The 21,225-nt window shown below is 45.5% G+C and carries 13 protein-coding genes; 7 read left to right on the top strand and 6 right to left on the bottom strand.

Features of this window, described 5'->3' with window-relative positions:
• The first annotated feature begins 38 nt into the window (after window positions 1-38).
• The 4 genes from purL (at window position 39) to cydX (ending at window position 8,005) form a co-directional block, all read left to right on the top strand.
• A complete protein-coding gene (gene purL, locus HG547_RS10600) occupies window positions 39-3,920 on the top strand; it encodes a phosphoribosylformylglycinamidine synthase (RefSeq protein ID WP_169547851.1) in 3,882 nt (1,293 codons plus the stop codon).
• 1,238 nt (window positions 3,921-5,158) lie between these two features.
• On the top strand, window positions 5,159-6,715 hold the full coding sequence (locus HG547_RS10595) for a cytochrome ubiquinol oxidase subunit I (protein WP_037420657.1): 1,557 nt from the start codon (window positions 5,159-5,161) through the stop codon (window positions 6,713-6,715).
• A gap of 15 nt (window positions 6,716-6,730) precedes the next feature.
• Window positions 6,731-7,870 carry a cytochrome d ubiquinol oxidase subunit II gene (gene cydB / locus HG547_RS10590; protein WP_037420654.1) on the top strand — a complete coding sequence of 380 codons (1,140 nt, stop codon included), beginning with the start codon at window positions 6,731-6,733 and terminating at the stop codon, window positions 7,868-7,870.
• Between the two features lie 18 nt (window positions 7,871-7,888).
• Window positions 7,889-8,005 carry a cytochrome bd-I oxidase subunit CydX gene (gene cydX, locus HG547_RS10585; RefSeq protein ID WP_011622029.1) on the top strand — a complete coding sequence of 39 codons (117 nt, stop codon included), beginning with the start codon at window positions 7,889-7,891 and terminating at the stop codon, window positions 8,003-8,005.
• A 546-nt stretch (window positions 8,006-8,551) separates the two neighbouring features.
• Here cydX and HG547_RS10580 read toward each other — a convergent pair.
• The gene (locus HG547_RS10580; protein WP_169547820.1) at window positions 8,552-10,555 is read right to left on the bottom strand and encodes a Cache 3/Cache 2 fusion domain-containing protein; all 2,004 of its coding nucleotides are present in this window, start codon (window positions 10,553-10,555) and stop codon (window positions 8,552-8,554) included.
• A 270-nt stretch (window positions 10,556-10,825) separates the two neighbouring features.
• Here HG547_RS10580 and HG547_RS10575 point away from each other — a divergent pair, with 270 nt between their 5' ends.
• Window positions 10,826-11,071 carry a DUF465 domain-containing protein gene (locus tag HG547_RS10575; protein WP_047534029.1) on the top strand — a complete coding sequence of 82 codons (246 nt, stop codon included), beginning with the start codon at window positions 10,826-10,828 and terminating at the stop codon, window positions 11,069-11,071.
• Here HG547_RS10575 and HG547_RS10570 read toward each other — a convergent pair.
• Together HG547_RS10570 and HG547_RS10565 are read right to left on the bottom strand one after the other, a co-directional pair.
• On the bottom strand, window positions 11,056-14,136 hold the full coding sequence (locus HG547_RS10570) for an efflux RND transporter permease subunit (protein ID WP_169547819.1): 3,081 nt from the start codon (window positions 14,134-14,136) through the stop codon (window positions 11,056-11,058). The genes HG547_RS10575 and HG547_RS10570 overlap by 16 nt on opposite strands.
• Before the next feature lie 2 nt (window positions 14,137-14,138).
• Window positions 14,139-15,254, bottom strand: a complete 1,116-nt coding sequence (locus tag HG547_RS10565) for an efflux RND transporter periplasmic adaptor subunit (RefSeq protein WP_169547818.1) — start codon at window positions 15,252-15,254, stop codon at window positions 14,139-14,141.
• A 137-nt stretch (window positions 15,255-15,391) separates the two neighbouring features.
• Between HG547_RS10565 and HG547_RS10560 the strand changes: the two genes are divergently transcribed.
• Together HG547_RS10560 and HG547_RS10555 are read left to right on the top strand one after the other, a co-directional pair.
• Entirely contained in the window at window positions 15,392-16,012 is a 621-nt protein-coding gene (locus tag HG547_RS10560) for a TetR/AcrR family transcriptional regulator (RefSeq protein WP_037424895.1), read from the top strand.
• A 176-nt stretch (window positions 16,013-16,188) separates the two neighbouring features.
• Window positions 16,189-17,064 (top strand): DUF6268 family outer membrane beta-barrel protein, encoded by an 876-nt coding sequence (locus HG547_RS10555; RefSeq protein ID WP_211164621.1) that lies wholly within the window; start codon window positions 16,189-16,191, stop codon window positions 17,062-17,064.
• Here the strand turns inward: HG547_RS10555 and HG547_RS10550 are convergent, their stop codons facing one another.
• The 3 genes from HG547_RS10550 to HG547_RS10540 all read right to left on the bottom strand — a co-directional run bounded on the left by HG547_RS10550 (window position 17,065) and on the right by HG547_RS10540 (window position 20,922).
• On the bottom strand, window positions 17,065-17,625 hold the full coding sequence (locus HG547_RS10550) for a chalcone isomerase family protein (RefSeq protein WP_169547816.1): 561 nt from the start codon (window positions 17,623-17,625) through the stop codon (window positions 17,065-17,067).
• A gap of 244 nt (window positions 17,626-17,869) precedes the next feature.
• Window positions 17,870-18,349: a DUF2947 domain-containing protein gene (locus tag HG547_RS10545; protein ID WP_169547815.1), complete on the bottom strand. Its 480-nt coding sequence runs from the start codon at window positions 18,347-18,349 to the stop codon at window positions 17,870-17,872.
• Window positions 18,350-18,453: 104 nt separating this feature from the next.
• The gene (locus HG547_RS10540; protein ID WP_169547814.1) at window positions 18,454-20,922 is read right to left on the bottom strand and encodes a 6-hydroxymethylpterin diphosphokinase MptE-like protein; all 2,469 of its coding nucleotides are present in this window, start codon (window positions 20,920-20,922) and stop codon (window positions 18,454-18,456) included.
• Between the last annotated feature and the right edge of the window lie 303 nt (window positions 20,923-21,225).

The raw sequence follows: 21,225 nt of genomic DNA, 5'->3' as shown, positions 1-21,225 counted from the left end.
TGACCCCTGCAATTATAAATATAAGGTGAATTGACGTGATGGAGATCATCCGCGGAGCCCCAGCACTCTCGACGTTTAGAGTGCAAAAGCTAATGGAGGCCTGCGTAAACGCTGCGCTTCCGGTACGCCAAATCTATGCTGAGTATGTTCATTTAGCGGATTTGAGCGAGTTGCTTGAGACCAATGAGCGCAAGCAACTTGAAAAAATTCTCACCTATGGACCTGTTATCGAAGCCCATACCCCCCAAGGTTCACTCCTGTTTGTTACTCCCCGCCCCGGCACAATTTCCCCATGGTCTTCAAAAGCTACTGATATCGCCCACAATTGTGGTCTCGGTAAGGTAAAGCGTTTGGAACGTGGTGTTGCCTATTATGTGGAGTCAGACACTTTGACTGCCGAGCAGCAACAAACCCTCAAAGGGTTATTGCACGACCGTATGGTTGAAGTGGTTCTTGACGATTTTGCAAAGGCCGATGTGCTGTTTAAACGCACTGAACCGGCGCCTTTCAAGAGTGTGAACGTGTTGGCTGAAGGTCGCCGAGCCCTTGAAGTGGCCAACGTCGAAATGGGTCTGGCGCTTGCTGAAGATGAAATCGATTATTTAGTCGAAAACTTTGTCCGTTTGAACCGCAATCCAAATGATATCGAACTGATGATGTTTGCTCAGGCTAACTCTGAGCACTGCCGTCACAAGATTTTTAACGCAGATTGGACAATTGATGGTGAGGCGCAGCCTAAGTCTCTGTTCAAAATGATTAAAAACACCTTTGAAACCACACCCGACCACGTGTTATCTGCCTATAAAGATAATGCTGCTGTGATGGAAGGCTCTGTTGCTGGACGCTTCTTCCCCGATCCAAACGGTGTTTATAGCTATCACACTGAGCCAATGCACGTACTGATGAAAGTGGAGACCCACAACCATCCTACGGCAATCAGTCCATACCCTGGTGCGGCGACGGGTTCAGGTGGTGAGATCCGTGACGAAGGTGCAACCGGTCGTGGCTCTAAACCTAAAGCGGGTTTAACTGGCTTTAGCGTATCGAATTTAAAAATCCCAGGTTTTGTTCAACCTTGGGAAGGTAATTATGGTAAGCCGGATCGCATCGTTAGTGCTCTGGACATTATGACCGAAGGCCCATTAGGCGGCGCCGCGTTTAACAACGAGTTTGGTCGCCCAGCCCTGTTAGGTTACTTCCGTACCTATGAGCAAGAAGTCTCTAGTCACAACGGCGTAGAAGTGCGTGGTTATCATAAGCCCATTATGTTAGCGGGTGGTTTAGGTAATATTCGCGAAGAGCATGTACAAAAAGGCGAAATTACCGTTGGTGCTAAGCTGATCGTACTCGGTGGCCCTGCGATGAACATCGGTCTGGGCGGCGGCGCGGCTTCTTCGATGGCGTCAGGTCAATCGAGCGAAGATTTAGACTTTGCGTCAGTACAGCGTGAAAACCCAGAAATGGAACGCCGCTGTCAGGAAGTGATCGACCGCTGCTGGCAGTTAGGCGATAAAAACCCAATCCAATTTATCCACGATGTGGGCGCGGGTGGTTTATCTAACGCATTCCCTGAGTTAGTGAATGATGGCGGCCGTGGTGGTATCTTCAATCTGCGCAATGTGCCATCGGACGAGCCGGGCATGAGCCCGCTGGAGATCTGGTGTAACGAATCGCAGGAACGTTATGTACTTTCGGTTGCTGCCGAAGACTTGCCTTTATTTACTGCAATTTGTGAGCGTGAACGCGCACCGTTTGCGGTAGTGGGCGAGGCAACGCAAGAGCAGCATTTAACCCTAGCCGACAGCCATTTCGATAACAATCCCATCGATTTACCACTCGAGGTGTTATTAGGTAAAGCGCCTAAGATGAGCCGTAATGTGGTGTCTAAAAAGGCGGTTTCACCTGCACTTGAGCAAAGCAATATCGATATTAAAGATGCGGTTAAACGCATTCTTAGCTTGCCAACAGTGGCGGACAAAACCTTCCTGATCACTATTGGTGACCGCACAGTAACGGGTCTAGTGAACCGTGACCAAATGGTTGGCCCATGGCAGGTGCCAGTGGCTGACTGCGCGGTAACGGCGGCAAGCTTTGACACCTACGCCGGTGAAGCCATGTCACTGGGTGAACGTACGCCGCTGGCACTGCTCGATTTTGGCGCCTCTGCCCGTATGGCGGTGGCCGAATCGATTATGAACATCGCGGGTGCGGATATTGGTTCGTTCAAACGTATCAAACTGTCGGCTAACTGGATGTCGGCCGCAGGTCACCCTGGCGAAGATGCGGGTCTTTATGAAGCGGTTAAGGCCGTGGGTGAAGAGTTGTGTCCAGAACTGAGCCTCACCATTCCTGTCGGTAAAGACTCCATGTCGATGAAAACCGCATGGCAGCAAGATGGTGTGAATAAAACCGTGACATCACCAATGTCATTGGTTATCACGGCCTTTGGTGTGGTGCAGGATATTCGTAATACCGTGACGCCAGAGCTGCGCAGCGATAAAGGTGAAACCTCTTTATTGCTAGTTGATTTGGGCGCGGGCCAAAACCGCTTAGGCGGTTCTTGTTTAGCGCAGGTTTACGGTGAGTTAGGCGATGTCGCACCAGACTTAGACGATGCTGCACTGTTGCGTGGTTTCTTCGAAACCATGCAAAAGCTAGTGGCTAATAAGTTAGTGATTGCTTACCACGATCGTAGCGACGGTGGTTTATTCACGACCTTGGTGGAAATGGCCTTTGCGGGTAACACTGGCTTAGACATTGATATAGAAGATCTACAGGGCACTGATTTAGAAATACTCTTTAATGAAGAGCTTGGCGCTGTGCTGCAAGTGAGCCGCGATAACGCTGCCAAAATCGCCGCTCAGTTTGCTATCGCAGGCGTTCCTTGCCATGTGATCGGCACATTAGCCGATGATCAACGCATCACCATTAAAGAGGGTGAGCGTGAAGTGTTCAGTGAAACCCGTGTTGCACTGCGTACCTTATGGTCTGAAACCACTTACCGTATGCAAGCACTGCGTGATAACCCAGCCTGTGCATTAGAAGAATTTAAGCTTAAGCAGGATGAAACTGACTTAGGTTTAACGGTTAAGTTAAGCTTTGACCCAAGTGAAGACGTTGCTGCGCCTTATATCCTTAAAGGTGCTGCACCTAAAATGGCAATCCTGCGTGAGCAGGGCGTAAACTCCCATGTCGAAATGGCTGCTGCGTTTGATCGCGCAGGGTTTGAAAGCCGCGACGTGCATATGTCTGACATTCTGTCAGGCCGCATTAGCCTCGAAGAGTTCCAAGGTCTGGTGGCCTGTGGTGGCTTCTCCTACGGTGACGTATTAGGTGCCGGTGAAGGTTGGGCTAAGTCGATTCTGTTTAACGAGCGTGCTCGCGATGAGTTTTCACGTTTCTTTGAACGTGACTCAAGCTTTGCGCTCGGCGTGTGTAACGGCTGTCAAATGCTGTCAAATCTGAAGGAAATTATTCCTGGTAGCGAGCATTGGCCACGTTTTGTGCGTAACCGTTCAGAGCGTTTTGAAGCACGTTTCAGCTTGGTTGAAGTACAACAAAGTCCGTCATTGTTCTTCCAAGGTATGGCGGGTTCACGCATGCCAATCGCTGTGTCCCACGGTGAAGGACATGCTGAGTTTGCTAGTGCGCAGGCGCTGGCCTTAGCTGAGGCTTCTGGCACTATCGCGCTGCGTTTTGTGAATGGTAAAGGCGAGATCGCGACTCAATACCCACAAAACCCGAACGGCTCGCCAAACGGGTTAACCGGTATCTGTACTACTGATGGCCGTGTGACCTTGATGATGCCACACCCTGAGCGTGTATTTAGAACGGTTGCGAACTCTTGGCACCCAGATAACTGGGGTGAAGACAGCCCATGGATGCGGATGTTCCGCAATGCGCGAGTCAACTTAGGCTAAGGTTTTTATTGATAAAACCATCACTTAAGTGACTAAAAAGGAGCGAAAATTTTCGCTCCTTTTTTATATATAAAACGCACCTTTTAAAAAAATAATATATTTTAATATGTTAGCTTTATCTGCGTTTTTTCTAATGCAGTCAATTTGAAAAATACCGACTTAATCAGCTAAATACCTCTTAATAAGTAGTTCACACAAGTGAAACAAAACCTTATTGCCATTTTTTAACTGCTTTAATGCCTGCCATCTGCGGACAATAAAAATAAAAAGCCCCCAACTCATCGAGAAGGGGGCTCGTTTTGCGCTAACAAAACTTCAAATCAAATCAGTATTATTTCAGAGTAAGCGGTGAACGATTACAGCTCATGCGCTGTATAAAGTTCAACAAAAACACGCTTATAGCTGTTAACCAGACGTTCGAATAAGTTTGTCATATCTCTTTCTCCACACCAAAGTTAGACCTATGTGCGCGGAGTTGGGCTTGTCTGGGACACTTCACCAGTCGTACCAAACCGTCTCCTTAACACAGGAGATATATTAACCAATCTCACAGTCACTCTCAAACGAGAAAAAATACAATTAATCATTAAAAAAACTAATTAATGTTAGTTGGTTTATTTTTGGGTTAAGCTTTTTTATCTTTTCAAATTATTGTTTATATTGGTTTATTTTGCATATTTTAATTTTTTATGATTATTGTTTTATTAGTGTTAATGTTGTTTTTTATTTGTTTTTTGTTGTTTTTACTGGTTATGGTATGAATTTGTTTTAAAGTGCTTAAAAGTTTATTTTTTAATTCTTTCAATCTTGTTATCTACTTCATATTTGCTTTCCTGTCAACAGGGTGTCAAAGTGAAGTGTGTGCCCTGCCGCAAAACCCATCTAAACCCCTGAGTTTGATTGATTTGAATCAAAGGCGGGTGGTATAAAATACTCACAAATGAAAGCGATTAAATATCTTAACTATCTGATATTTATATCGATGGGATCATTTGTAGGATTGGGTGGTGAGGTGGAAGTCTCAAAGCCGAGCGATAGTGTGACTAGGGTCTCAGTATGCAAGGAAAAAGGGGATTTTTAGGCCTTGCTGCCTCGATGTAATGAAAAAGATGATATTTAACGGTTTATACTGGCTTCAGCTATAAACACAAAATGAAAACTCACTATCCTACAAAGGCACTTGCTATGAATGGCTCATGTTGTCGTAGCAATTGGACGCACCACGTAAGGAGTCACCGATGATTGTTGAAGAGGTTGTTGAGCTATCGCGGCTACAGTTTGCGCTGACAGCCATGTATCACTTCCTGTTTGTTCCCTTAACCTTGGGGTTGGCATTTTTGCTGGCTATCATGGAATCACTCTATGTGATGACTGATAAACAAATTTATAAAGATATGACTAAGTTCTGGGGTAAGTTGTTTGGTATCAACTTTGCCTTGGGTGTATCAACGGGTTTAGCGATGGAATTCCAGTTTGGTACTAACTGGTCTTACTATTCACACTATGTAGGTGACATCTTTGGTGCACCACTGGCTATCGAAGGTTTAATGGCATTCTTCTTAGAATCGACCTTCGTAGGTATGTTCTTCTTCGGTTGGGATCGTTTCTCAAAACGTCAACATTTAGCGACAACTTGGTTGGTGGCTTTTGGTTCCAACTTCTCCGCACTGTGGATTCTGGTAGCAAACGGTTGGATGCAAAACCCTGTGGGTAGCGTGTTCAATTACGAAACCATGCGTATGGAAATGACCAGCTTTGCTGATGTTATCTTCAACCCTGTTGCACAGGTGAAGTTTGTCCACACTGTGGCTTCTGGCTATGTAACAGGTGCAATGTTCGTATTAGCGATCAGCTCTTACTACATTCTGAAGAAACGTGACTTACCTTTTGCCCGTCGTTCATTTGCGATTGCCGCCAGCTTTGGTATGGCATCTATCCTGTCTGTTATCGTTCTGGGTGACGAATCAGGTTATAAAGTGGGTGAAGCGCAGCGCGTTAAGTTAGCGGCAATTGAAGCTGAGTGGCATACAGAGCCAGCTCCAGCGGCCTTTACTGCGGTTGGTTTCCCAAATCAAGAAACCATGCACACCGATTTCGCGGTTAAGATCCCTTACGCTATGGGTATCGTGGCAACACGTTCTTTAGATGAAGAAGTGACTGGTTTACGTGACTTAGTGGCAGAACACGAAGTGCGTATTCGCAACGGTATGAAAGCCTATGAGATGCTGGTGAAACTGCGCGCTGGTGATAAGTCTCCAGAGCTACGTGAAGCGTTCGAAGCGGCGAAAGTTGACTTAGGTTACGGCTTACTGCTGAAACGTTACACCGACAACGTAGTTGATGCGACAGAAGAGCAAATCAAAGCGGCTGCGAAGGATTCTATCCCGAACGTGGCACCGATTTTCTGGAGCTTCCGTGTAATGGTTGGCTTAGGTTTTGTGATGTTGATTGTGTTCGCGGCGGCCTTCTGGCAAAGCACACGTCATCAAATCGAAGAGAAGAAATGGGTTCTTAAAGCGGCGCTCTTTAGCTTGCCACTACCTTGGATTGCGATCGAGTGTGGTTGGTTTGTGGCTGAATATGGCCGTCAACCTTGGACCATCTCTGAGGTTCTGCCGACCTTTATGTCTGCTTCGAGTCTAACGACTGGGGATCTGTGGTTCAGTATTATTTCGATTTCACTGTTCTACACTGTGCTGCTGGTGATCGAGATATTCTTGATGCTTAAGTTTGCCCGTCTTGGCCCTAGCAGTTTAAAGACTGGTCGTTATCACTTCGAGAAACTAGAAGCCTAAGCAGAGGATTTCATTATGTTTGATTATGAAATATTGAGAGTTATCTGGTGGGCTCTGATCGGCGTACTGTTCATCGGATTTGCGGTCACTGACGGTTTTGACATGGGCGTGGGTGCACTATTACCGATTATCGGTAAAGACGATACTGAGCGCCGTATTATGGTCAACACTATTGCCCCCCATTGGGATGGTAACCAAGTATGGTTAATCACCGCAGGTGGTGCCTTATTTGCGGCATGGCCTATGGTATATGCAGTATCTTTCTCTGGCTTCTATGTGGCCATGATGTTAGTGCTGTTTGCCTTGTATACCCGTCCAGTTGGATTTGACTATCGCTCTAAGATTGAAAATCCAAAATGGCGTAAATCGTGGGACTGGGCGTTGTTCTGTGGTGGCTTTATTCCACCGCTGATCATCGGTGTGGCCTTCGGTAACTTACTCCAAGGTGTACCATTCAATTTCGATGAGTTCCTGCGTGCGACTTATCACGGTGGTTTATTTGGCCTGTTGAACCCATTCGGTTTACTGGCGGGCTTAGTGAGCGTGAGCATGTTTATGATGCAAGGCGCTGCTTGGCTGCAAATGAAGACCGACGGTGAGCTGCGTGTACGTGCCGCGAATGCGACTCAGCTATGTGCACTGTTAGTGGCAGTATTATTTGCCGCTGCGGGTGTGTGGTTAGCCAATGGTATTGATGGTTATGTTATCACTTCAACCCTTGACCACCATGCATTGTCAAACCCAACGCTGAAAACCGTAGCCGTTGAGTCTGGTGCTTGGTTAGCTAACTACGATAAGTATCCTATTACTATGCTGTTCCCAGTATTAGGTGTGGCATTACCACTGTTAGTGATTGTGGTGAGTCGCTTAAATCGTTCAGGTTTCGCATTCTTATTTAGCTCGCTGACTGTGGCGATGGTGATCTTAACTTGTGGTGCAGCAATGTTCCCATTCGTTATGCCATCTTCATTAGATCCTAACGTGAGCTTAACCATGTGGGATGCGACTGCGAGTGAAATGACATTAACTGTGATGACTTGGGCGGCGATTATCTTCGTTCCAATCGTGTTAAGTTACACTGTATGGACTTACTTCAAGATGTTTGGTCGTTTAAACCGCAAACATATTGAAGATAACAAAGCCTCACTCTATTAGAATTAAGGAGCATCTACTATGTGGTATTTCACGTGGATATTAGGGGTTTTGTTAGCCTGTTCTTTTGGTGTGATCAACGCCCTGTGGCTTGAAAACACTGAGAATATGGACCGCTCAAGCGATGACGCTGAGTAATCGCTAAACTCCAACAGCGTAAATCATCTAAAACCCTGCATCTGCAGGGTTTTTTATTGGAATAAAAAATACCAGTACGCTAATCCTAAACACGCTGCTTATTCGCATGCATAGACAATAAGCCTGTTTAAGGAGGAAAGATTATGACTGAAATTATCGATAGCAAGGGATAAGTCTGTGCCGTTGAAAATGGTTAAATCAATCGTAATAACATGAGAGGCAAAGTTTCCATTGCGTGCTGATGTGTTAGGTGATCAGCGGTTGGAGGGATGCAAGGTAATGTCGGATTTTGATGTTACCTAAACGAACGAGAATGCCGCAGAAACGCTAGTCAAACATTGTCCAAACAGGCGTCTGGCTCGTTCGCTATTTGTCACTTGCTGTGTGAGGAGAGTAACGGCACATTGCTGCGCGTTTTACGAGGTCGAAATGGCTAGAGCGAACAACATCTTGCCTCAATACATCAACTAAGCTTTGATAAAGTGATAAAAAATACCGCCCTGTTGGGCGGCATTAAAGCGTGGGGCTTAATTTTAGCTGTATTGGTTAAGCCTTAAACTGGCTAATTTGCTGCTTAAGCGCGACGGCGAGGGAAGATAACTCATTTGCCGAGTTTACTGTTTCAGCCGCTCTATGCTCTCCTTCATTGGCAAGTTCACTAATTTGATGCAGATTATGGGTGATCTCTTGGGCAACACTGCTTTGTTGCTCAGTCGCAGAGGCAATATTGCGCGAGCTAATCGCAAGTTCTCCAATCCTGCGGGTAATTTCCTCAAGTTGTTTACCTGTTTCTTCCCCTTGATTTGCCGATGCAATACCCAGTTGATGGCTTTGCGACATTTGGTTTGTTGTCGTTTTAACTTGGCTTTGAAGCTTATCGATTGTTTGACCAATTTCCAAAATCGATGATTGCGTCCGTTGAGCTAAAGTTCGAACTTCATCTGCGACCACGGCAAAACCACGCCCTTGTTCACCAGCTCTGGCCGCTTCAATGGCTGCATTGAGAGCAAGTAGGTTGGTTTGCTCGGCAATACTGTTAATCACTTCTGTAACTTTGCTGATCGCTTCACTTTCTTGGCTAACTTTCTCTACGGCTTGGTGACTTTGACTAAGTTGTTGGCTTAATTTAAGTAGGTCTTGTACTAAGCGTACTTGTTGCTGTTGACCTTCTTTCGCGGCGATATCGACCTGTTGGCTTTGAGTTGCACCCTCTTGAGCGTGATTTGCTACATCGCGGATTGAAGTGGACATTTCCTCAATTGCCGTAGCAATTTGATCTGTTTGTTGCATCAACGCTTGAGCTTCTTCGCCATTTTGTTTGGCAATACGCTGCGCTTTTGATGCCTGCTGTTCAATACTCTGCACCGACGCTTGCAAGGCACTGATTAATTGACGCAGTTCCGATGACATAGTGGAAACACTTGTGGTGATCTTATCGACTTCGTTTTGACTACCTAAAGCTGATGCGGGGAGGTGGTGACTAAAGTCTCCTGAACCTAAGATTTCCATATGGTGTTGGAGTGTGTGCAAAGGCTTGAGTGAGCGCAGTAGCACTAAAGACAGTAGTACGGTAATTAACACTATGCCTGAGACGGCCACAATGGCATTAATCGTCAATAAGAGAAGGCTTTCTTCATTTAATTCATTTGCGTTAACTTGACCAATCAGCATCCAGTTCCAACCGCTAACACTTTGACTGTAAGCAAACATCGGTTGGTTTTTGCTGTTGCTATAACGCCATTCAGCTTGATCTTGGGTGGCTTGGCTTAGGGTTAAGCCATCAAGCATAGACTCTGTCACAGGTTCGCCAGTATTAAATTTGGGATGAGCGACGAGAACGTTGTCTATCTTACGCATTAAGAGGAAATGGCCAGTTTCTTCTAGAGTGATTTTATTCACCGCATCTTGTAATTGAGTTAAGGATTGCGTGATTTCAAAACCGATATATAAGATCCCAATCACTTTTCCTTGGAGATCCTTAATGGGTCGATAGACGGTCATGTAGTCTTTACCAAAAAGTTTGGCGTAACCTTCATAAACCTCGCCCTTGATTAAGGTCGGATAACCTGGATGGGTTTTACCTAAAAAGGTACCTAAGGCGCGGCTGCCATCGGGTTTTTTAAGGGAGGTTGCAATACGGACAAAATCATCTCCAGCGAGAGCAAAGACCGTAGCTGTGCCACCTGTGAGGTTAGCAAAACGGTCAACTTTACTCTTTGAAGAGTTGATTTGTTCTTTTTCATGTAGCAATGCAGGCGTGTTTACGCCAAGTACATTGACCGTTTTATCCAAGATACTGAATTGACCAGGATACATTTCTTTAAAGACATCGGCATTGCGTCTTGCTAGTTGCAACAAGCTATCGTATTGAAGCTCAAGCATATCGGATACAGCGTGCATTTCGGCTTTCATGGCACTAATGCCTTTGTCCTCGAGCACATTTGAAGCGGATTTATAGGAAAGAGTACTGAGTATACAGAAAATAATAAGGGTAAGGGCAAACGCGAGGGCACCGATCTGTTTTGCAATAGGCCAATTTTTATAGTTCATTCTGCGATCCTATAGGGTAAAGGTTAACGCTAATGTAACCTAACTTTTACGTCATGGTCTTGATATGGGTCTAAGATTTTCTATTATTTATAGATAGTTCGCTGACATATTGCCAATTCCTACCACGATAACTTTGCTTTATTTTAGCGGATAGGAATATAGCACTTTGCGATAGGGAATGCGGTCTAGAGTGATAAGTTTTGGGGTAAATGGATGACTTCCCATGGCTTATCGCAATCGAACCAATACAAGACGACAAGGTGTGACACTATGTTGGGTGAAAATCATGCGTTAATTTATGAGTTTCCAGATTTTGCTGACCATATTCATCATCTTAAAAAAAACAATGCAATTTTCGCGACCATGGCGCAGCGTTACCATGAGTTAGACCATAAAATTCGTGCTCTAGAGTTAACCAAAGTGCCCACCAATGATGAGCACTTTGTGGCCTTAAAATTAGAACGGCTTCACCTTAAAGATAAGTTGTATCAATATCTGGTTCATGATGCTATTTGAGGCGACAACGGCGATGTATCTAACCTATTGCGGTTTTTCATTAGTAGCAGATACATGGTTGGCACCCAAACGAGTGATAGCAAGGTTGTTAGTAAGGTGCCTCCCGCGATAGCGATGGCAAAGGGCGGCCAAAATCCGCCACCTGCAATAATCAGCGGAATAAATCCCCCCACTGTCGTGATTGTGGTTGAGCTGATATGCCTGCCACAACCGCTGACAATATTGATAATTACAGCTTTATCTCCCGCTCTGCCATTCGGTGTATCTTCCAGCTCGGCCAAAATCACAATCGCCGCGTTGATTGCAAGCCCCATTAGGCCGAGTAGGGCGATGATCACAGGGAAGCCAAAGGGATAACCAAACACATAGACCGCAAGTAGCCCAAGCCCCGCCGACTGTAATGCACTCAGTAAAATAATCGCTGTTAGCCTAAAGGAGTTAAAGGACAAGACAACTGTGGCCAGCAATAAGGTAACCACTAAAATGATATTAGACAGTAGATTACCTACCGCTTCATTGCGTTTAGCACTTTCACCGCCAATTTCAATTCGATAACCTGCCGGTAGTTTGATGGCGGCCACTTTATCTTTTACATCATTTAAAACTTGGGCAGGTAATACCCCGCTGACGATATAGGCTTCGATCGTGTTGACGCGTTGACCATTACGCCTAGGGATCGCCCCGCGACTGACTTGCACCTCGTTGTGGGACAGTGCAGATAACGGAACGGCAGTGCTCGAAGGGGTCATGAGCTGGATTTCCGCAATACGGCTCGCCTGCTCGCGGCTACTCTCACCTAGACGCACGCGTATAGGAAGTGACTCGGTTTGTTCTAACACGCTGCCGCCAATCACTCCAGTTGTAGACATTTGGACTTGTCTAGCAATATCCGTCAGGCTTAATCCGCTGATTAAGCTCGCATCTTCATTGACCTGTAGCCATACCTTTGGTGACCCTGCACTCAAGGTTGCGCGGGTGTGGATCACATCGGGCGTTGCAGCCAAAATATGACGGATTTCATCACCCAAGGTGCGTAATGTTTCCAGATTAGGGCCAAAAATCATCAACTCGACCGGGGCATTAAAGGGCGGGCCTTGCTCCAGTTTACGCACCAGCACCTGCGCTTCTGGAAAGTCTTTATCCAAGCTTTGCTGCAACTCTGGGATAAGGGCGTTGGCACGCTCAAAGTCGCTGGCTTTCACCATAGCTTGAGCATAGTTAGTGGCTCCCTGTTGGCGCTGAGTTAAGTTGTAATAAAACGAAGGGGTATTGCCACCCACAACCCAATCGACTTGGCTGATGCCCTCGATTTGATGCAACTGCTTATCCATCAACTGCACTTGGTTTAAGGTGTTTTCAAGGCTGACATGGGGGGCGAGATACAGCTCAATTTGGAACATATCCCGATCCGATGGCGGGAAAAATTGCTCAGTCATCTTGCCGGAAGCATAAAACCCTAACAGCGGTATTATCCCGATAAGCGTAGCGCTCAGTAGTGGGCGATTGAGCGCAAATCTTAGGCTTGCTTGAAAGTAACCGCTTACTAAAGGCACATTGATACCATGCTGATACCAGACAGGATGTTTACCTTCGAGGCTAAAGCGTCCCGCAAGACCGGCGATCAAAGTATGGGAAATTACATAGGAGCCAAAGAGTGCAAACATTACCGATATAGCTATGCCACTCACAAACTCTCCGGCTGCGCCTGGCATTAATACGATCGGCGCAAAGGCTAGAATAGTGGTAATTGTTGAGCCAGCCAAGGGTAACCACAGGTGATGTAAGGTCTCAGTCACAGCGTTTAAGCGACTCATACCCTGTTGGCGGCGCTGGGAAATGGCATCAACAATTACAATGGCATTGTCCACCATTATCCCTAGAGCAACGACTAAACCTGTGACCGACATTTGATGAATGGGTAAGCCGATATATTTCATGCAGGCTAAGGTAAACAGGGCGGTTAAGGGAAGTGATAGGGCAACGATAATCGCGTTTCTTAAGCCTAAGGTCAGCAGTAAGACGGTGAGAATAATCACAAACCCTTGTATTAGGTTGATAACGAGTCCGCCAAGCCGGTCACTGGTGTAACTGTTTTGCTCAAATAGCCATTGCACTTTGATATTTGCGGGAAGCTCGTTGTTGAGCTCATCGACCAGTTGTTTGACTTGTCCTTGCCAGATATCAACACGGGTATTATTGAGCATGCGCGCTGCGACAAACACGCTTTGCTCGCCGTCAACGAGAGCGATGCTATCTGCTGGTTTTTTAGCTTGGCGGCTGATAGTCGCAATATCGCCCAGACGAATGATTTGCCCATCGTTATCGACTTTAAGTGGTACTTGGCGAATACGGCTCTGCGAATCGAGCTCACCCGAGACTTCGACAAGGGCGCGAAAGTGATTGTTATTGATCTCGCCTGCGGCAATTTTACTGTCGGCGCTGCTTAAGATTTTCGCTATGGTACCCGGTGTTAATTGCAACTGGCTCATCTTATAGCCATCGAGCTGGACTAGGATTTCTTCCTCGGGTGCGCCGTAGAGTTTAACGAAATCGGTGCCGGATAAGAGTCTGAGCCTGCTTTGTAATTCCTTGGCATAGCGGTTGAGCATATCCACCCGTGGTTGACTGTTATCGTTCCACACTAGGCTTAAAATTGCGGTGTAGGCGTAGCCGACTTGATCGTCTAAGGTCGGTGTCTGTATGTCATCGGGGAGGGTGTTTCTGGCATCGGCCAGCAGATCTCTCGCCCTTGACCACACTGGCGCAGTATCTGTCACTGTGTCTTTGAGCTCTAACTGGATCACCGAGATACCGGGTCTTGAGGTGGATTGAATCAGCTTTATTTCCTCAAGGCGACGTAATTGATTTTCTAATACTTCGGTGACAAGTGCCTCGACCCGCTCGGCGGATGCGCCGGGATAAGGAGTGATGACAGAGGCAAAGCGGTTGGTGATATGTGGATCTTCGGTGCGCGGTAAACTGGACATCGCGCCAAATCCCGCGACCAGCAGTAGGGCGATCACTAGGCTGACTAAGCGACCATTTTCGACGAAGGCTTTAATCATGATTACCTCGTCGTTGCGATTGTTGTGGAAACGGCTTGGCCAACGACTAATTTATGCAAACCTTGAGTCACATATTGTTCGTCGGCTTTAATCGCTCCTTGGATATAAGCCATATCCTGCGTGGTGTAGAGGATATCGACATCGCGACGTTCTATTTGAGTTGAAGCGCTATCAGCTGTTTGTTGCGCCGTAACATAGATATTCCAGCGTCCTCGAATACCATCAATCAGTGCTGAAATTGGCACCCAGTAGCCTGCTTGTTCAACGGTTTGTTGTTGATGTAAATAGGCTATTTCTCCATTTATCACCTTAGCCTGTGCCGGTAGGCTAATCCGCAGTTGTACCGTGCGGCTAATGGGGTTGACCTCGGCACTGATCCCAGCGACTTTAGCCATAAATAGTTGATTCTGGACACTAACCTTTACTTCTTGTCCGGTAGTGAATTGGTTAGCAATAGCAACAGGGACACCGATATAGGCCTCGGTATTGATGCTACCAACTAAGGTAAAGACGGGGTTACCCGCGGCAACGACTTCCCCTAAATTATGTTGGCGCAGACTGATGATGCCATCAAAGGGGGCGAGTAAGTGTGATTTGTCGAGTTTGAGTTGATTGGCATGTTGCGAGGCGAGCAGGCGTTGTTTAGCCGCCTCTAGGCTGGTGAGTTGAGTTCGAGTTTCATCGAGCAATTGTTCAGAGACATAACCGGACTTCTTCAGTTCTAGATTCCGTTTGAGAGTGCTGGTGGCAAGGTCAACATCGGCTTGGGTTTGCGCTAAGCTTGCTTGGATTTCTTGGCGCTCGGCTTCAAGCAAGCGGGTATCCAGTTTGGCCAATACTTGCCCCTGAGTCACCTTAGCGCCGCTATCGACCGTTAACTCACTGAGCTTACCCGATAATTCAAATCCGACGCCCGTGGTATTGCCCGCACGGATTGTGCCAGTGAATACTTGCTCACTCTGATAGCTAGTCGACAAGCGCAGCGGCGCCGTCATCACGGTTTGTAATTGCGCAGTATTGGCATGCTCTGTCACTTCCTTTTGACAGGCCGTTAAGGTGGTGACGGCAATCACGCAAACGCAAAATACACGCCAAAAACATCGGGCCGCTTGATCCATTTGAATCCTTCCGTTGTAAGCTTAAGGTTAATTTTATGTAACTAGACTTGCTAGTCTAGTTGTGCGGAACTGGACTGTCTAGTCTATTTTATGCTTAACTAATACGAATTAATTATGTTGCTACCTTGAGTGAAGATATGACTCAGTCCACCGAGATCCCGATGAGCCGCAGTGAACAAAAGAAACAGCAAGTGCTAGTGGCGGCCATTGACTTGTTTTGCCGCCAGGGTTTTCCCCATACCAGTATGGATGAAGTCGCTAAATTGGCGGGTGTTTCTAAGCAAACCGTTTATTCTCACTATGGCAGTAAAGATGACCTGTTTGTGGCAGCGATTGAGTCAAAATGCGTGGGTCACAATTTACATGACGACTTGCTGAGTGATCCAAGCCAACCCGAAGCCACTATCACAGAGTTTGCGTTGCAATTTGGTGAAATGATTGTCAGCCCTGAGGCTATTACCGTCTTTAAAGCCTGTGTGGCGCAATCGGAAAGCCACCCTGAAGTCTCACGCTTATTTTTTGAGGCGGGCCCACAGCATATGCTTGCGATGCTGACAAAATATTTAGTGGCGGTTGAGGCGCTTGGATTGTATCGATTTCCACAACCGCATCACTGTGCGGTTCGTTTATGTTTAATGCTGTTTGGTGAATTGAAGCTCAGGTTAGAGTTGGGGCTAGAAACCGAGAGTTTATTGGGGGAACGTGAGCAGTATATTCGGGGTTGTGCCGAGATGTTCCTAAAAGCTTATTGTGTTTAACTAAAGTGGCGTTAAGGTATCAGTTTGTATCATTCTTCGATTAAGAATGAACTTTTGTCTTGGGTAACGCGTATTATACGCAATACATTATTCAACCAGTAACGCAAGGAGCAGGCGTGGCTAAACCACTTCATTCACCAGTCAATATTAACCCCAGCATAGTGTTCATAGGGTTGATGCCTTTGTTGAGTTACTCCGTTTTCGCAGCAGAGCCTCGTCAGGAATATAAGCCTTTTAAGGTCAGCGTATCGCAAATTAGTACCCAGAGTGCCAACGTTGCCAATGGTGAAACAGAGTTGCAGCGGGATAGCTTGTTACTCAACGCTGGCGTGACTATGCCCTTGAGTCAACAATGGTCCGTTGGGATGAGACTTGGCTACGACAGACTTGACTACGATTGGCGCAATATTCGTTTAACAGGCTCCAATAATACGGCAGCATTGTTTAGTGATGCGGGTGAAACCTGGGAAAATATCGATCGCTACCGTGCGAGCCTATCTGTTAATTATCGGATGGATAAGCATTGGTCATTTATGCTTTCGCCACAAATCCAATATGCTTATGCCGATACCGCGTCCGCCAGTAATGCACAGAGTTATGGTGTGGTTGCCTCGGCCATGTATGCCTTTGAATCGGGAAACATGCTGGGCTTTGGTGTGGCCTACTTGAATGACATAGATGAAGTGCGTTCTTTGCCTTACCTTGCCGTGAGCTGGCAGATTAATGATCGCTGGCGTCTAGCAAATCCTTTCCAAGCGGGCTTTAGTGGGCCAGCAGGATTGGAACTTAGTTATCAGTTCAATCCCGCTTGGAACGTGGGCTTGGGTAATTCGCGCCGCACGGAGCGATTTTTAATTGCCGATGATGAAACGGTAGTCGAAACCAATGAATGGGTGAGCTATCTGCGAGCTGGTTGGCGTGTGACACCAGCAATCGCGTTAAATCTCTACGCGGGCTATTACTTTAACGGTGAATTAGAAGTGACCGATGAGGCCGCGCTTGATCTCGATAACCAAGGCGCAGCGGCCTTGGATCTCGAGTTTCGATTTTAATTACTGGCCCAGCATGGCTTCTTTGAGGCTTGTCTGGGCTGGTTTTTCACCTAACCAAATCTTGAGTAAGGCTTGACGGAACATTTCACCTTCAATCGTGGCTTGTTCTTGGCCATTTTTATAGGCGGTCACACCACGGCTTTTGTTGGCGACGAAGGTAAATTGGTCTCCTTGTTTAATTTCATCCTTAAATAGCGCCATAAACGCATCAATTTGTGGCTGAATATCAGTCGTATTATCGGCGGTTGCATGCTCAAAACCTTCGGTTATCGCATCACGCATTTTCTCAGACGTAATCATTCCAGACGTAATATTAAGGCGAATCGCGGCTATTGGAGCATTGATCACCTCGGCGGTGGTTTTGCTGGGAGTGGGCACGTACAGACTACCGACATACAAATCCATAAAGAATTTGCTGCGAACACCAGCGCCATTTAATTGCAGCGCCTGAGCGTCGAGCGTAATGCTGTTGGCGACTTGAACACCTGACACTTCTTTAGCTTGGGTAAATAGTGGAAAAAGCAAAGCAGTAGTGAGCGTTAAGGTTGAGAGTAACTTCATTATACACCTCATATTTTTTAGTTATGGCCGTTGAGTGTATCAATCATCTGAGTGACTCGAACGGTGATTTATCTGTAGATTGCGAAGCGATACTAATCGAAACCCAAGAGGAGCGATAGCCTAATCTGTGCAAGCTATCGCTGGTGACTTAGGCAAAACAAGACGACTTTTCCTTGTCGAGCGCATTAAAAAAGCGATATGTGTGAAGAAATATTCGACCTGTTTAGTTTATTAGCTGACAGGGTCAGCCACGAACGCCTAATTTATATTGGCCATTTTGCTCAAACATCACCGCTTGTTTTTGCTTAGGGGAGATCAGGATTGGGCCATCATCAAAAAACAGAAAGCACTTCCAATTGCGGACAAACACATCCCAACGAGTCTCAATCACTTGATATTTTTCGTAGCAAAAATAGACCTGAGTATCCTCTGGCCACTGAATAAACTCTGCCAACAACTCGGGTAGACTGTTATCTTCACTGTCCCACGCACTCTGCCAATGATCTGTTTTGACCCATGCGTTGGCTTTGGCGGCCCAATCCCCTTTAGTAAACTGTTCGGCGCGGCTACTTTTATTGCTAATCCACTGATTCCACACCAGCATGGCGCTTTTATCCGTTAGCGGCAGAATGCCAGTCTTGTCCTCATCGCTCACAGGTAAGTCTTTGTGGTTAAAAATCCACTTACGGCGATAGGTGTCTAAAGGTATGTAGGTATGAGCCAAGCAATATCTCCTAGGAAATGGCAAGATTGAAACAGGCTCATTATAAGATGCTAAGCATGAATAATAAAATCGCCAAGTGGAGATATCACCACTTGGCAACTAGGTTATTGTGCTTCAGTCATGATTCGGGTGAGTTCTGCCACATAATGTTGTGCTACCTGATTACTCGGATCGGCATTGAGGGCATTGGTAAACGCAGTGTGTGCGCCTTCAGCTTGGCCAAGTTCAACCATGAATAAGCCAAGTTTTATCCAAGTCTGCGTATCTGAAGGATATTTTTCTAAGTAGTCTAGATAGACGTTGACTGACTCTTGGATTTTTCCGCGTAGCTTAAGGATATGCGCATACTGTGGCATATACTCGTCGCTATAGGCCAAAATTTTGACAAGGGTTGACTCGGCCAGCTCAAGTTTGCTCAATTTTAGCGCAAGCAGAATAATGTGTTTTAACTCCATTTCTGTATAGAGATCTTCGGGTAATGCTAATAGTGCATCTAAGGCTTGCTGATGTTGTTGCTCTAGGCTGAGTTGTAACGCGAGAGCCAAGTGATACAGCCTTTGCAATTCTGGATTGCCATCGACAAATGGCAGTAGATTTTCTACTGTTATCGATAGACCTTGATTGTTTCTCATTGCGTAAAGCGTCATGATTTTTGTGTAGATATTTTCCGCAGTAGACGCTTTATTTAATGCCTCAACATAGACTGGGCTTACTAGGGTAATGTCCTGAGAAAATTGTTCTGTTAATTCATTCCATATCACCTGATCGGATTCAGATAATGTGGGATGTTTATGGTATTTATTCCAAATATAAATACGGCCTGATTGGTTTTTTTTCAACCAAATGGGTGCAAGCTGCGTTAATGAGGTGGAATTTAATTCGAGTTGTCGAAATTTAAGATTATCATAGGATTTTTTAGTGAGTTCCAAAATATCATGGCATATTGTATTGAACGCTTCATAATAGTTTAGCGTCATTTCATTGATATGGGATTGTGTCCAACTATCGGTATTTCTTGAAGTGAGAAAATGTGAGAACTCATAATAACCGTAGGTTTTAATCAGCCGAGACAGTGTGGCGTAGTGAAGATTAATATCTTCTTCTATTTGGTTGATTTTATCCAGCGTTAAACAAGCGTCCTGTGGATCCTCATTCAGTGTTTTTGCAAGCGTTAGCGCTTTTTTAGTTAGCTGCCTTAATGTGTCTAGTTGGCTAATGGCTTTACTGCACTCTTGTATTGCTGAATTTAAGTCATCCTCAGTATTGGGCGTTGCCTCGTTGATCACTTCAATGACGGATTTATCCGTAAATGATGAAAGCACTATTGCCGTTGTTGGCTCGTGAACAATACCCTCAATTTTAGCTGCATTAATTGATAGATTAATAAAGCTAATTTCGGGATAGGTCTTGGCTTCTTCAGCGAGAGACTCCATTGCATGAATAAGCTGAATTGGGGTTTCTGCTGGCAGTCCTGCGTAGGTTTCTACCCATTTATTATTACAGCCTAAACTTGGACCAATGCTGGCTTCAACCGTTCCTTTTGCATGGCTATAACCGGATTTTGAATAGCAATAATCGACGCCACTTAGCAATAGGGTAGTAAAGCCCATTTCGATAGCAAGGCGTATTGAGCTGTTGGTGACCGTTGGGCCGACGGTGATGATATTGTCATGATCATGCTTTCCACTCCAAGGATAGCGTTGACCCAAATAGGCTTTAGGGCCATTCCATTGGGAAAGGACTTTATGACTTACGTGATAGGAATTTACCAGCAAGGTTTTGTGGCTTAATTTAAACATGTCACGGCTTACGTCGAAACTAAAATCCTGAGGGTCGACACAAGTAATAATGTCTACGGATATGCCATTATCGGCTAGTTTTCCTGCGATGCGTGAGACGGCGATAATAAATAAATTGTCGTTATTATGTTTTATCCAATTGATATGTTCGTCAAGGGAAGGACCGCCTGCGATGATTAGGCAGGTTTTTCCGCTAAATCTATTCCGTAGTATTTTGGCTGGCGTTTGATTATCGGCAATATTTTCAAGCTGGGTTTGAAAAAAGATTTTTTGGGTAAAACCGATCCTATGGGTGAAATAATCATCCTGAATCTTGGTCTCAATGCGATTGAATAAGGCGTTATAGGCGTCTAAGTGTTGAGATGCTACGCCTAAGGATTGATGAATTTCGTATTCGCCTTTGATGAGATAGATTTTAAATTCATCATGTTCCATTAACTCAATAAAACTGGCTTCATTAACAATCCTGATTGCAGATTGTTTGTCTGCGGGGATATCGATGACCAATAAAGGCATAACTTCATCTAATTCTACAAAAATAAATTTAGCACCGAGGGGGAGATCATGCTCCAACACGTAATTGGCTAGCAGCCCTGAATCCATTCCAACCACAATATGCAGCTTATCTTGTTGAGAAAACGATTGTCTGAAGCGACGATTATATAAGGTTTTAGAGTCAATCCCCTCAAAGGTGTGGCGGTTAATACTAGGCAAGTAGTATTCGTTAAAGCGACTGATCGCAAAGTTATTCAAAATGTGGGCTTGTAGTTGCATGTTTTCCTCGAGTAGAGCGAACAACTGAGCGATTACACGGATGATACGCCAGCATAATGTCACTTCATTCATTGTCAGAGCAAGTGTTACTAGGACTTTGCAAAATATGTTCCAGCAAAAAAATTGACACTAATAGGCTGGTACCTTGCTTGAGCTGTAAAGCATTTGTTTGCTAGGAATCTAGCAATAAGTATATAAAAAATTTATATTTTATCGATATTTGCCTATAATGAAGTGGCTTGTATGAATAACATTTCAGCTCATTTTATTCCGACGAGGATTTTTGGCGTGGATCTTGTAGGA

Source organism: Shewanella sp. DNRA4 (assembly GCF_012843185.1).
Classification (GTDB): Bacteria; Pseudomonadota; Gammaproteobacteria; order Enterobacterales; family Shewanellaceae; genus Shewanella; species Shewanella xiamenensis.
The sequence above is the reverse complement of the archived record's forward strand: the minus strand, read 5'-3'. Positions and strand labels throughout refer to the sequence as shown.